Below are 13,902 nucleotides of genomic sequence, written 5' to 3'. Positions count from 1 at the left end.
GCCTACAATTTATTCAGCTAAAGACGCGAGATAGTTTTCTTCATAATCATACAAAGGGGTTGGATAATCGCCATTGAAATAGGCCATACACAATCCTGAGTAAGGTGCGTCAAAATCTAAACCGATCGCTTCGATCAACCCGTCTTCACTTAAAAAGGCCAAAGAATCTGCTTCGATTTTTTCACAAATCTCAGCTTCCGTATATTTGGCTGCGATCAATTCTTTTCTCGTTTGAATGTCGATCCCGTAAAAACACGGATAGCGCAAAGGCGGCGAACCGATACGTACATGAACTTCTTTGGCACCGGCTTCTTTTAGCAGTTGCACGATACGGCGGCTGGTGGTTCCTCGGACGATCGAATCGTCGACTAGAATCACTCGTTTGCCTTCGACTACGCCACGAACAGCTGAGAGCTTCATCCGTACACCTTGTTCCCTTAACTCCTGTGTCGGTTGAATAAACGTTCGTGCGATGTATTGATTTTTTACTAAGCCTAATTCATAGGGAATACCTGAAGCTTCTGCGTACCCACTGGCAGCAGATAAGGATGAATTCGGTACACCAATGACCATATCCGCTTCGATCGGCGCCTCTTGTGCTAAGCGACGGCCCATATTTTTACGGGCACGATGGACGTTGACGCCAGCGATGTTGGAATCAGGACGGGCAAAATAGATAAACTCCATCGAACATATCGCAGGTTGTACTTCTTGGGTATATTGTTCAATTTGAATGCCTGCATCATCAATGATCACGACTTCGCCTGGTCGGACATCACGAATAAATTCCGCACCGATGACTTCCAACGCACAGGTTTCTGAAGCCACCACATAAGCACCATTGACCATTTTCCCGATTGACAATGGCCGAAAGCCATTGGGGTCTAGTGCTGCGATCATGGCATTTTCGGTCAGTAAAAGGTACGCAAATCCACCTTTAACTTGATTTAATGCCTCCTTGACCCGATCCATAAAAAGCGGTTCTTCGCTGCGACGGATCAAGTGCATGAGAATCTCTGTATCGGAATTCGAGTGGAAAATCGCACCAGCCTTTTCTAAGGATTTCCGTAGACTTTTCGCATTCGTCAAGTTGCCGTTATGAGCTAAGCCAATCTGCTGATCAAAAAATTTGAATAAAAATGGTTGAATATTATCAACGCTACCATTACCAGCAGTTGCGTAGCGAACGTGACCAATAGCAGCATCTCCTGTCAGACGCTGGAGGACACGTTCATCCGAAAAGACTTCCGCTAGCAACCCTAAATCACGGTGGCCATTGAGTTTCCCCGCATCATTCGTGACAATCCCTGCACCTTCTTGGCCGCGATGTTGCAAACTGTGTAGTCCGAAGTAGGTGACACGAGCGGCATCTGGATGACCCCAAACACCAAAAACCCCACATTCCTCGTTGAGGCTCTTTACTTCATTAAACATGGAATGGCTTCCTCCCATTTCAATTTCGCCTCAGTAAGGGGCATCTCGATCGTATCATCTTGTGCTTGCATGCGAATCTGGCCATCAGCAGTCACTTCCCCGATCGCTGTTGCAGCAGCGCCTACCAGCGCTTCAAAAGCTGCTTTCTTATCAGGTGCGACTGAAAGCACAAATCGGGATTGGGTTTCTGAAAACAATTGTGCTGCTGGCAATGACACGGTCACATTTAGACCAAAGCCCTTGTCAAAAGCGGATTCGGCTAAAGCGATCGCTAAACCACCTTCGGCACAATCGTGGGCACTTTGAACAAGACCTGCTTGGATCGCTGCGGTAACCAATTGTTGGTTCATTTTTTCTGTTTCAAGGTCAAAGGACATTAAACGCCCAGCGATCTTTCTTGTCTGCAGTTTTTGCAATTCAGACCCATTGAAGTCAGCATGGGTTTCCCCTAGGACATAGATCAGATCCCCCGCTGCTTGGAAATGCTGCGTCGTGATATGCGCCAGCTCTTCGATCAATCCGACCATCCCAATTACCGGCGTTGGATAGACCGATTGTCCGTCCGTTTCGTTGTATAAGGAGACGTTCCCAGAAATGACTGGTGTCTCTAGCACACGACAAGCTTCTGAGATCCCGTCAGCAGCCGTGGATAACTCCCAGAATCCTTCTGGTTTATCTGGCGAGCCGAAGTTAAGGCAGTCAGTGATCGCCAATGGACGCCCACCGGAAGCGACGATATTTCGAGCAGCTTCTGCAACTGCGATCTGTCCGCCGACTTCTGGATCTAAGTACAGGTAACGAGCATTACAGTCAGTCGTCATCGCCAAGGCTTTATTGGTTCCCTTGATTCGTAACACAGCGGCATCACTGCCGGGTCCTACCACGGTATTGGTACGAACTTGCGAATCGTAGGTTTCAAAAATCGAGCGTTTTGAAGCGATCGTCGGCTGCTGCAGTAGATCGGCAAATACAGACGTTGCTGAGTGAATCACTGGAACAAAGTCTGGTGTTTCCTTAAACACTTTGATCCGTTTCGGTTCTGCCATCTCTTTGTAGTAAGTCGGCGCATCTTCAGCTAAAGCATCTACTGGCAAATTAGCGACTTCCTGTCCGTGATGGAACAAACGATAGTTGCCATCATCTGTTACTTCACCGATCACGACGGCTTCTAGATCGTATTTCTTAAAGAGTGCTTCCACTTCAGCTTCATGTCCTTTTTTGACACAGATCAGCATCCGCTCTTGAGATTCTGACAACATCATTTCATAAGGCGTCATATTGGTTTCTCGTTGTGGAACATCATCTAACGTTAAGCGCAACCCTGATCCGGCTTTTGATGCCATCTCGGCACTAGAAGAAACCAATCCAGCAGCACCCATATCTTGAATTCCGACTAAAATGTCCGAATGATCCACGATCAATTCCAAACAAGCTTCCAACAAAAGTTTTTCCATAAAAGGATCACCGACTTGTACGGCGGAACGTTGTTGTTCTTCACCTTCGACAAATTCTTCCGATGCAAAAGTCGCCCCATGTATCCCGTCGCGTCCTGTTTTTGCGCCGACATACATGATGGTGTTTCCAACACCTTTGGCCTGCCCTTTTTGAATATCCTTGTGAGCAATGATCCCTACACACATCGCATTGACTAATGGATTGCCTTCATAACAAGGATCAAATGCCACTTCACCACCGACGGTCGGAATCCCAATACAGTTGCCATAGCCACTGATCCCAGCAACGACTTCTTCCAAAAGATATTTCGTTCTTGGATTATCTAACTCACCAAATCGTAAGGAGTCTAAAACAGCAATCGGTCTTGCACCCATACTGAAGATGTCGCGGATGATCCCACCAACACCAGTTGCTGCTCCTTCATAAGGTTCCACCGCGGAAGGATGATTATGGCTTTCCGCTTTAAAAACGACGGCTAGATCATCGCCGATATCCACGATACCCGCACCTTCTCCAGGCCCTTGCAGTACTTGCGGCCCTTCTGTCGGGAATTTCCGCAAAACAGGTTTGGAATTTTTGTAAGAACAATGTTCACTCCACATCACTGAAAAGAGTCCAGTTTCGGTATAGTTCGGTAAACGTCCCAAAATATCTTCTGAGATCATCCGATATTCTTCTTGGGTCAATCCCCATTGCTCGTATAATTTCGTGTCTTTGATTTCTTGTGGTGTAGGTTCTTTTACGATCATTTTATCCATTTACCGGCACCTTCCCAAAATTTTTCAATAATGAAGCAAAAAACTTCTTGCCATCTTCTGAGCCTAATAAGCTTTCCATCGCTCGTTCTGGATGAGGCATCATGCCTAGAACATTGCCAGCTTTATTACAGATACCAGCGATGTTGTGTAGGCTACCGTTGACGTTATCTTCATAACGGAAAACGATTTGATTGTTGGCAACCAATTCCTGATAAGTCGTTTCATCACAATAATAATTGCCCTCACCATGAGCGACAGGAAGCGTAATGACTTGATCCGCTTCATATTCAGAAGTAAAAGCTGTTTGATTATTCACTTGCAGACGGACCGGTTTGCAAATAAAATGGAGTGATTCATTTCTTTGTAAAACCCCTGGTAACAAGCCCGCTTCCGTTAAAATTTGAAACCCATTGCAGGTACCAAAGACAGGTTTGCCTTCATTTGCCAGACGAATGACCTCTGACATGATCGTTGAAAAACGGGCGATCGCTCCACATCTTAAGTAATCACCATAAGAAAATCCTCCTGGAAGCAAAACACCGTCAAAACCAGCTAAGCTGTCTGCATCATGGCGTACATATTCTGCTTCTGCCCCCATGATATCTTTGATTGCCCACATCAAATCAACATCACAATTTGATCCAGGAAAAACGATCACTGCAAATTTCATAGGGCTGCTTCCTCCATTTGAACCATTTCATAACGGTAGGTTTCCATATTGACATTTGCCAAAAGCTTGTCGCAGATCGCTTCGATCTCTTCTGCTACAGCTGCTTGTGTTTGATTGTTGGAAGGTGTCACTTTGATTTCAAAGTATTTCCCGATCCGAATATCACTGACATCTTGATACCCCAAGCGATGAACGGCTCCTTTCACAGCTTCTCCTTGAGGGTCTAAAACAGATTCCTTATAGGTTACATAAACTTTGACTAAATACATGCTGAATTCTCCTTTTCTAAACGATTTAAGACTTCTTCATAAACAGGAACGATGTCCCCTAAATCACGTCGATAAACATCTTTATCAAGATGCTCATTTGTCCCCATATCCCATAAACGACAAGTATCTGGTGAAATCTCATCAGCCAGAAGCAACTCGCCCTTTTTGGTTTTGCCGATCTCGATTTTAAAATCGATCAAGCGAATGTTGATGTTCGCAAAGATTTCCAGTAACGCAGCGTTGACTTGCAGCGCCAATGTTATGATCTGGTCCAGCTCCTCTTCTGAGGCAAGCCCTAGATAAAACACATGATCATCATTGATAAACGGATCATCCAAGCGATCTTCTTTGTAGTAAAACTCAACGATCGGCTTTGGCAGTTTGGTTCCTTCTTCGATACCCAAGCGCTTTGAAAAACTACCAGCAGCCGTGTTGCGAACAACGACTTCTAAAGGAATCATAGCAACAGCTCGAATTAATTGTTCGTGTTTAGACACTAATTGAAGAAAGTGACTTGGGACGTTTTTATCGGCTAGGCGCTGAAAAAGATGCGCAGTGATCTGATTGTTCAAGGCACCCTTTCCTACAACGGCATCTTTCTTTTGACCATTCAATGCAGTAGCTTGATCCAAATAAACGACTTTCAATACATCCTCTTCGTTGGTTTTAAACAATTTTTTGGCTTTTCCTTCATAAAGAAGCACTTCTGATTCCATAATCCACCTCAGTTAAGTAATATTTTTCACATAGCGATGACACACATCTTTATTTGCTTATTATTCTAACAACGCAGAAAAAGCGGGTCAACGATTATCTGTACATTTACACATTAATAAACACGAATGTTCGCTTTTTAACCAGTTGGTTGAAAGCAGATTCCTCTTTAGAAGCAGCGAAGGGTTTATAAAGCGTTTACAATATTCTTTTTTCATGCTATATTTAGGTCGTATTGTAGCTACATTCAAGGAGGAGTACTATATGTGGTCGCTAAAGAATCGTGCTGAACTTTTTTTAGCTCATTTATCAGACAAAGAAAAACAACAGCTCCATAACGAATTATTGGCCGTGCAGCAAATCCTTTCCATCAACCAACAAACAAGTTTCTATTTATTTAGTCCCTTCAAAAAAGGGGCGCGCCCTCATTATGCCGAAGAACAAAAGCGTGTTCTACAATTTCAAAATGAACGCAATGACGAATTGATCATTCATCAAATCCATCGCCAAAGCTTATTTAAACATACGTATTCTTTTCGGATTTATTTTAATTTAGAAGAAATGGACTTTTCTTTCTTGGATGATCTTTTGCATCTTTTGAAGGAACAAAGCCAGACATCAACGTTTAAATTGAGTCCAGCGGCAAATTGACTGAGTATCCTTCAATAAAAAAAGGTAAAATAAACAAAAGCCCGTAATTTATCGGGCTTTTTTTGTTATACTATTTTCAGACAACAGAAAGGATACGATTATGCTATTTACGAAACAATCATTTGATGCTTTTTCTTTAGAAACGTTAGACGAACGAATGGAAAAAATCCGTGCCGAGATTCAGCCGATTTTTCAAACGATCGGTGAGGCAGCGATCCCGTTAATTGAAGAAAGCTGCCAAGAGCCTTTTTATTTGCATATTGCTCAGCACCGACGCAGAACCGTCTACCCTCCTGCCGAAACCTGGGCAGGGATCGGTCCGAACAAACGAGGCTATAAAATGGATGCCCACTTTCAAATTGGGATCAATCAAGCGTATGTCTTTGTTTGGCTCAGCGTGATCGACCAACCGAAAAATCAGGCAACGATCGCTGAATCCTGGTTGGCCCAAAAAGAATTATTCGATCAATTACCAGCTGACTTTACACTTTCTCCTGATCACACAAAATACGACCACCACCCTATCGCCATGTGGCCAACCTATTTGGAACGATTTAAGAAAGTCAAAAAAAGCGAGCTTCAAATTGGAAAGATTTTTCCGAAAGAAATGATCGAAGACGTTGAGATGGCGGATATTTTAGCAGTTTATCAAACGCTGTTGCCGCTTTATCATGCCCGTATGACGGCTCTGAAGGAGGAACAATAATATGTCAGAAAATCGGCGCTCTCGCAACGAAAAGCCAGCGAAAAGCCCTAAGCGCTTCGTCTGGTTGGCACTTCCTGCCGCCTTATTGGTACTAGGTGGCGGCTATTATGGTTATACCGTCTATCAGGATCGGCAAGAAGAAGCCGCTGCTAAAAAAGCCCTCACTTCCTTTATCGACGCTTTGGCCGATCAGAAGTACAGTGACTTGCCTGCCTTCGTGTCTGAAGACAGTTTAGCATCAACCGGCTTTACCGCAGACGAAGTCTCTGCAAAATACGAAGCGATCTTCACTGGTATCGGTGCCGAATCATTTAAAGCCTCTGGGATTGAGGTAACTCCTAATGACAAGGATTCCGATCAATTCAATTTCCAATACAACGGTTCCTTGACCACCTCGTTAGGTGAATTAACCGAGCTTTCTTATAGTGGCACGATCACTGTAGCTGATAACGAAGCCAAGATCGATTGGTCCCCTCAGTTGATCTTTCCAGGAATGGAGGGACAAGACAAAGTCAGTATTTCCGTAGATAATGCCACTCGCGGTGAGATTCTCGACCGAAACAACGAACCACTAGCAGAAAATGGCACGCTTTATCAGTTAGGCGTCGTTCCGGGGCAACTGGGCACGGGAGACGAAAAAAACGCCAATATCAAAGCGATCGCGGAACGTTTCGACCTGACAGAAGAAGCCATCAATCAAGCGTTGGAGCAATCTTGGGTTCAAGATGAGTTGTTCGTCCCCTTGAAGATCATCGAACCAACGGATGAGATGCCAACTGGAACAAGTTTAAAAGAAACGACTGGACGCACTTACCCACTTGGGGAAGCTGCCGCCCAACTGATTGGTTACTTAGGAAATGTAACAGCGGAAGATATCGAAAAAGATGAAACACTAGCAAGCAACGGACAAATTGGTCGTAGTGGTCTGGAAGCTGCCTTCGATAAGGAGTTGCGAGGAGAAAATGGCGGAAAAATCGCCATCACAGATGAAGATGGTGCTGAGAAAGCTGTCCTGTTAGAAAAAGAACGCGCAGATGGCAAGGATATCCAACTGACCATTGATGCCCAAGCCCAAAAGACGGCGTTTGACTCCTTACAAAACCAAGCAGGAGCAACGGTCGTTACCGAACCCAAAACTGGCGATCTGCTGGTACTTGCCAGCTCGCCAAGTTATGATCCCAATAAAATGACCCAAGGGATCTCACAAGAAGATTATGATGCGTATGAACAAAATGAAGACCTGCCTTTCATCAGCCGCTTTGCTACGGCCTATGCACCTGGTTCGACCTTTAAGGCCATCACTGGTGCGATCGGCTTGGAAAATGGCACGATCGATCCTACGCAGAGTATCGCGATCGATGGATTGAAATGGCAAAAAGATAGCTCGTGGGGCGACTACTTTGTGACGAGAGTTACTGATGTAGCTTCTGTGAATCTCAAGGATGCACTGGTATACTCTGATAACATTTATATGGCGCAACAAACCCTATCTATGGGCGAAGATGCCTTTCGTGACGGCTTGTCGAAGTTGATTTTTGGTGAAACATTGGATTTACCGATCGCGATGAATCCTGCTCAAATTTCAAATGAAGACTCCTTCAATTCGGACATTTTACTGGCAGATACCGGCTATGGCCAAGGAGAATTGCTATTGAATCCAATCCAGCAAGCGGCTATTTACTCCGTCTTTGCCAATCAAGGGAAGCTGGTCTATCCCCGTTTAGTGAAAGAAGCAGAGCAAAAAGACAAAGAAGTCTTTAAAGCAGAAACGATCGATCAAATCAATCAAGATTTGACCGCCGTTGTTTCCGATCCAAACGGAACTGCACATTCCTTGGCAGCATTAAACATTCCATTGGCTGCTAAGACAGGAACAGCTGAAATCAAAGAAAAGCAAGATGAAAAAGGCCAAGAAAACAGTTTCTTATTTGCCTTTGATTCGCAAGACCAAGGATTTCTAATGGTCTCCATGCTAGAAGATCGTCAAGAAAACCAATCAGCAACTGGTTTAGCACCTGAGCTATTGACCTACTTAGCTGAACATTATTAAAAAAAAAGCCGCAACCTTCAGACAAGGATCTGAAGGTTACGGCTTTTTTCTTATTCGGCTAAACCGACACGTTCAAAGATCGTGTCGACTTGTTTTAAGTGATGGTTGTAATCAAACGCATCGTCTAAGTCTGCTTTGGACAACACATCCGTAATGGCTGGATCAGCTTCTAATAGTGGACGGAAATCCGTTTGCTCATCCCAAGCTTGCGCTGTTTTTGGCTGAACCAAGTCATAGGCTTGCTCTCTTGTCATTCCGTGATCGATCAATTTCAACATTACTCGTTGGCTGTAGATCAATCCAAAGGTCGCATTCATATTGCGCTTCATATTCTCTGGGAAAACTGTCAGATTTTTGACGATATTGCCAAAGCGATTCAGCATATAATCGATCAAAATCGTCGTATCCGGAATAATGATCCGTTCTGCCGATGAATGTGAGATATCCCGTTCATGCCACAGTGAGACATTTTCATAAGCTGTCACCATATGGCCGCGAACGACTCGTGCAAGTCCCGCCATATTTTCAGAACCGATTGGGTTACGCTTATGGGGCATGGCAGAAGAACCTTTTTGTCCTTTGGCGAAGAATTCTTCAACTTCTCGGGTTTCTGATTTTTGTAAGCCCCGGATTTCGGTGGCAAATTTCTCAATGCTGGTTGCGATCAACGCCATTGCAGAGAAATACTCTGCATGCAAGTCACGAGGTAGTACTTGTGTGGAAATATCTTGCGCACGAATCCCTAATTTTTCACAGACATACTCTTCGACAAACGGTGGAATATTTGCAAAGGTTCCAACTGCTCCGCTGATCTTTCCTGCTTCGACCCCTTTTGCTGCCCGCTCAAAACGCTCGACATTGCGTTTCATTTCCGCATACCATAAGGCTAATTTCAAGCCAAAGGTCGTTGGTTCCGCATGTACACCATGGGTACGTCCCATCATTACGGTATGTTTGTATTCTTTGGCTTTTTCACCAATGATCGTCACAAAACGATTTAAATCTTCCCGAATCAAGTCGTTGGCTTGCTTCATCAAGTAGCCATACGCAGTATCAACAACATCCGTCGACGTCAAGCCGTAGTGGACCCATTTACTTTCATCACCTAAAGATTCAGAGACTGCTCGGGTAAAAGCAACCACATCATGTCGCGTTTGCGCTTCGATCTCTAAGATACGGTCGATATCGAAGGTTGCTTTTTCACGAATCAAAGCAACATCCTCTTTCGGTATCTCCCCTAGTTCCGCCCAAGCTTCATCCGCCAATATTTCTACTTCTAACCACGCTTGGTAACGGTTTTGATCGGTCCAAATAGCACCCATTTCTGGTCTTGTGTAACGCTCTAACATGTTATTATCTCCTTTAATCCCAAATATTGGTTTGATAGATTTCTTCAGTGGTCTCTGCGATATCTTCTGTCAAAACAGTGATATGACCCATTTTACGCCCGGTTTTCGCTTCTTCTTTGCCATAGTAATGGAATTGCCAAGCAGGTTTTGTGGCAATCAACTCATACGTTTCTGTCAATTCATCGCCTAAGACATTGACCATGACTGCTGGTGAAAGCAATGACACTTCTGGTAATGGCCAGCCACAGATCCCCCGGATATGGGCATCAAACTGACTCATGGAACAAGCTTCGATCGAATAGTGACCAGAATTATGCGGTCGCGGTGCCAACTCATTGACATACAAGCCGCCACTTTTAGTCAAGAACATTTCGATGGCTAAAACGCCTTGCAGATCCAAGGCCTTCGCAATAATATGAGCGATCCGTTTGGCTTCTTCGGCAACTTCTGGATCAATGCGCGCAGGAGCGATCGTTTGATGCAAAATATTGTTGCGGTGGATGTTTTCTACCACTGGGAAAGTGGTAAAGGTTTCTCCATTACCAGCAACTAAAATCGACAATTCTTTTTCAAAAGGAATCCACGCTTCTAATTCGCACGTCCCTTCACGCAGTAAGTTCATCGAAGGCGCTAAATCCGCGGTACTGTATAACACGTGCTGCCCTTTTCCGTCATAACCGCCTCTAGTCGTTTTTAACACACAGGGATAACCGATACTGTCGATGGCATCTTGGATATCTGTTGGACTGATGATCGTGGCATAAGGTGCAATCACGATATTGTTAGCCTCTAGAAATGACTTTTCTAATAAACGATCTTGAGTGATTGCTAACAGGTCAGTCCCTTGAGGGATATGGGAATAAGGCAAAATGGAATTCAATGCCTCGACACTGACATTTTCGAATTCATAGGTAATCACGTCGGCACGTCGAGCCATTTCTTCTAAAGCAAACACATCATCGTAGGCAGCAACAATATGCCAATCAGCGACTTGGGCTGTTGGACAATTGGCAGTAGGGTCTAAGACGCCAACCCGAAAGCCCATTTCTTTGGCACTCATTGCCATCATACGACCTAGCTGTCCTCCGCCAACGATTCCGATCGTTGCGTTGGGCATTAAAGGTTTAATCAAGTTGATCACTACTTTCCAATACAATTTCTTTTAATGTATTTCTTCGCGCGTTTAATTTCTCCGCTATCTCTAAATCATACATGGAAAGCATCTGCGCTGCAAGTAGTCCTGCGTTAGTTGCGCCAGCTTTTCCGATCGCTGTTGTTGCCACTGGTACCCCAGCTGGCATCTGCACGATCGATAGTAGGGAATCCAACCCGTTTAATGCGCGAGATTGTACAGGCACACCAATGACGGGCAACGTTGTTTTCGCTGCGACCATTCCTGGCAAATGAGCTGCTCCTCCTGCTCCTGCGACAATGACTTTGATTCCTTCTGCACGAGCAGTTTCGGCAAATTCGAACATCAAATCTGGTGTACGATGTGCCGAAACGACTTTTTTCTGATAAGGTATCGCTAATTCATCTAAAATCAAGCAGCACTCCTTCATTGTTTCCCAATCTGACTTGCTCCCCATAATCACTGCAACTGCTGGTTTCATTTGATTTTCCCTCCAACGATTTTTTACTAGTTTCTTCTGAAACAAGCTCAGAAGTATTTTCTCACGAAATTAGTTTGTTAGCAGCAGTTTGTCGCTGCGACCCAACGCCCCTTACATAACACGTTATGACTAACAATCACTTTCACCTTTAAATAGTAACGAGTTGCCGGAGCAATGTCAAAATATTTTCGAACTATTTGCTAGTTTAACTTTGTATCGTTCGTTTTTATGGCTAAGAAAACTATTCAGTCTTTCTGTTTGGTAGGAAAAAGACAAATAAAGGAACAATACAAAAAATCCAGACGAATCCTCGTCTGGATCAAATCAACTTACTGTTGCAAGCTCAATTCCGTCACTTCGTCTGTTTCTTTCGGCAATCCATTGAAGAACAGATTCAAAACAATGGCTGTCAAACTACTCATGACGATCCCATTGCCTGTAAACATTTGGACGGTTTCAGGCATCTGACTGAATAAGGTTGGCATCATATTGAACCCTAAACCAAAACCGATCGATACCGCAATCACTAACAAGTTCTTGTCATTCATAAAATCAACTTTGCTCAGCATTCGCATCCCTTGAACAGCGACCATGCCAAACATCACTAACATGCCGCCTCCCAGTACTGCTTCTGGAATGATTTGCGCAATGGCACCGACTTTTGGAAACAGCCCTAATACGATCAAAAAGATAGCTGAAAAGAAAATCGGGCGTCGCGTCTTAATACCTGAAAGTTGAACCAAACCTACATTTTGTGAAAATCCAGTATAAGGGAATGTATTGAAGATCCCCCCAAGGATCACCGCCAAGCCTTCCGCACGATAGCCGCGCTTTAAGTCATTGCCTGTAATCGGTTTTTCAGTAATATCTCCCAGCGCAAAATAAACACCAGTGGACTCTACCAGACTCACGATGGAAATAATGATCATCAAAACGATCGACCACAGATCAAAGGTTGGTAAGCCAAAATAAAAAGGCTGAGGCAAATGAAACACAGGTGCATGGGCGATGGCAGAAAGATCCACTAATCCTAAGAGCGCTGCTAAAATGGTCCCACCGATCAAACCGATCAAAACGGCAATCGAGCGAATAAAGCCTTTCCCAAAGACCTGCACCCCAATGATCAGAGCAATCGTCACAAAGCCTAACAATAAATTCGTTGGATCACCAAAGTTAGCAGCTGCAGCATCGCCCCCACCGATTTTAGTGATGGCGACTGGAATCAAGGTCAAGCCGATGACGGTAATCACGGTTCCTGTCACCAATGGGGGAAACAAGACTTTGATTTTCGAAAAAATGCCAGCGATCAGAACAATGAAAATCCCAGCGGCAATGATCGCTCCGTAAATCGCACTGATCCCTGATTTGGTGCCAATCAAAATCAATGGGGAGACAGCTTGGATGGCACAGCCTAAAACGACTGGTAGGCCGATCCCGAAAAAGCGGGTAACAACTAATTGCAAAAGCGTAGCGATTCCGCACATGAAAATATCGATCGAGATCAAATACGTCATCTGAGCTTCATTGAAGCCCAGGCCTGTTCCAATCAGCAAAGGAACGGCAACAGCTCCTGCATACATCGCTAGCAAATGTTGCAAGCCTAAAACTGCTGAACGGCTATTCGTTTCTTTCATTAGGCATCTCCTTCTAAAAAGCTGACTTGTCCCTCAGACAATGAGGCGATCCGTGCTAGTGAAACAACAGGAATCCCCATTTCTTCAAGTAATTGTCGACCACTTTGGAATGATTTTTCAATCACGATACCAATACCGACGACGTTGGCTCCTGCTTGTTGGCACAGTTCGATCAAGCCTTTTGCTGCTTGTCCGTTTGCTAAAAAATCATCAATAATCAAGACTGTATCCTCTGAAGACAAAAATTTCTTGGAAATCGATACTTGGCTGGTCACTTGCTTGGTAAAGGAATAGACAGATGCAGTCAGCAGCTCTTCATCCATTGTCAGACTCTTTGCTTTACGGGCAAAGATCATTGGTACTTGTAACTGTTCTGCAGTATAAAGGGCTGGTGCGATCCCTGAAGCTTCGATGGTCACTACTTTTGTGATGCCGCTTCCTTGAAACCGTTCCGCGAAGACTGTACCGATTTCTTTCATCAACTCATAATCCACTTGGTGGGTCAAAAATTGGTCCACTTTAAGAACCCCTTCGCCCAGCACATTTCCGTGTGTTTTGATACGCTCAACTAATTTTTCCATCCTAGCTCTCCTCGTTCC

At 44.4% G+C, this 13,902-nt stretch carries 13 protein-coding genes; 3 read left to right on the top strand and 10 right to left on the bottom strand.

Translation table 11 applies throughout. The annotated features are described in order from the left end of the window. Positions 1-9: 9 nt before the first annotated feature. Genes purF through purC form a run of 5 tightly spaced genes read right to left on the bottom strand, consistent with a single transcriptional unit; the run spans position 10 to position 5,302 of the window. Positions 10-1,434 carry an amidophosphoribosyltransferase gene (purF, locus tag ECA1_RS07715; protein WP_010749590.1) on the bottom strand — a complete coding sequence of 475 codons (1,425 nt, stop codon included), beginning with the start codon at positions 1,432-1,434 and terminating at the stop codon, positions 10-12. Beyond that, positions 1,419-3,647, bottom strand: coding sequence for a phosphoribosylformylglycinamidine synthase subunit PurL (purL, locus tag ECA1_RS07710; RefSeq protein WP_172462575.1), 2,229 nt, complete (start codon positions 3,645-3,647; stop codon positions 1,419-1,421). The genes purF and purL overlap by 16 nt, the downstream gene beginning before the upstream one ends. Next, positions 3,640-4,317: a phosphoribosylformylglycinamidine synthase subunit PurQ gene (purQ, locus tag ECA1_RS07705; protein ID WP_005230020.1), complete on the bottom strand. Its 678-nt coding sequence runs from the start codon at positions 4,315-4,317 to the stop codon at positions 3,640-3,642. The genes purL and purQ overlap by 8 nt, the downstream gene beginning before the upstream one ends. Next, positions 4,314-4,586, bottom strand: a complete 273-nt coding sequence (gene purS / locus ECA1_RS07700; RefSeq protein WP_010749587.1) for a phosphoribosylformylglycinamidine synthase subunit PurS — start codon at positions 4,584-4,586, stop codon at positions 4,314-4,316. The genes purQ and purS overlap by 4 nt, the downstream gene beginning before the upstream one ends. Then, positions 4,577-5,302 carry a phosphoribosylaminoimidazolesuccinocarboxamide synthase gene (purC, locus tag ECA1_RS07695; RefSeq protein WP_060792143.1) on the bottom strand — a complete coding sequence of 242 codons (726 nt, stop codon included), beginning with the start codon at positions 5,300-5,302 and terminating at the stop codon, positions 4,577-4,579. Before purC ends, purS begins: the two co-directional genes overlap by 10 nt. A 214-nt stretch (positions 5,303-5,516) precedes the next feature. Here purC and ECA1_RS07690 point away from each other — a divergent pair, with 214 nt between their 5' ends. From ECA1_RS07690 to pbp4, 3 genes are all read left to right on the top strand, one after another. Further along, a complete protein-coding gene (locus ECA1_RS07690) occupies positions 5,517-5,951 on the top strand; it encodes a hypothetical protein (RefSeq protein ID WP_005230014.1) in 435 nt (144 codons plus the stop codon). Between the two features lie 100 nt (positions 5,952-6,051). Continuing rightward, positions 6,052-6,657: a DUF1054 domain-containing protein gene (locus ECA1_RS07685; protein ID WP_060792142.1), complete on the top strand. Its 606-nt coding sequence runs from the start codon at positions 6,052-6,054 to the stop codon at positions 6,655-6,657. A 1-nt stretch (position 6,658) separates the two neighbouring features. Beyond that, positions 6,659-8,707 (top strand): penicillin-binding protein PBP4(5), encoded by a 2,049-nt coding sequence (pbp4, locus tag ECA1_RS07680; RefSeq protein WP_060792141.1) that lies wholly within the window; start codon positions 6,659-6,661, stop codon positions 8,705-8,707. 50 nt (positions 8,708-8,757) lie between these two features. On the opposite strand, the gene purB is transcribed toward pbp4, so the two are convergent. The 5 genes from purB to ECA1_RS07655 form a co-directional block, all read right to left on the bottom strand. Beyond that, a complete protein-coding gene (gene purB, locus ECA1_RS07675) occupies positions 8,758-10,056 on the bottom strand; it encodes an adenylosuccinate lyase (protein ID WP_005231933.1) in 1,299 nt (432 codons plus the stop codon). 13 nt (positions 10,057-10,069) lie between these two features. Continuing rightward, positions 10,070-11,197, bottom strand: a complete 1,128-nt coding sequence (gene purK / locus ECA1_RS07670) for a 5-(carboxyamino)imidazole ribonucleotide synthase (protein WP_015509893.1) — start codon at positions 11,195-11,197, stop codon at positions 10,070-10,072. Continuing rightward, positions 11,181-11,669, bottom strand: a complete 489-nt coding sequence (purE, locus tag ECA1_RS07665; RefSeq protein ID WP_010749580.1) for a 5-(carboxyamino)imidazole ribonucleotide mutase — start codon at positions 11,667-11,669, stop codon at positions 11,181-11,183. Before purE ends, purK begins: the two co-directional genes overlap by 17 nt. A gap of 329 nt (positions 11,670-11,998) precedes the next feature. Continuing rightward, a complete protein-coding gene (locus tag ECA1_RS07660; protein WP_010749579.1) occupies positions 11,999-13,303 on the bottom strand; it encodes a nucleobase:cation symporter-2 family protein in 1,305 nt (434 codons plus the stop codon). Beyond that, positions 13,303-13,884 (bottom strand): xanthine phosphoribosyltransferase, encoded by a 582-nt coding sequence (locus ECA1_RS07655; RefSeq protein ID WP_060792140.1) that lies wholly within the window; start codon positions 13,882-13,884, stop codon positions 13,303-13,305. Before ECA1_RS07655 ends, ECA1_RS07660 begins: the two co-directional genes overlap by 1 nt. Positions 13,885-13,902 lie beyond the last annotated feature (18 nt).

The sequence above is a fragment of the Enterococcus casseliflavus NBRC 100478 genome (assembly GCF_001544095.1).
Lineage (GTDB): Bacteria > Bacillota > Bacilli > Lactobacillales > Enterococcaceae > Enterococcus_D > Enterococcus_D casseliflavus.
This window is presented reverse-complemented; position numbering and strand designations above follow the sequence as displayed.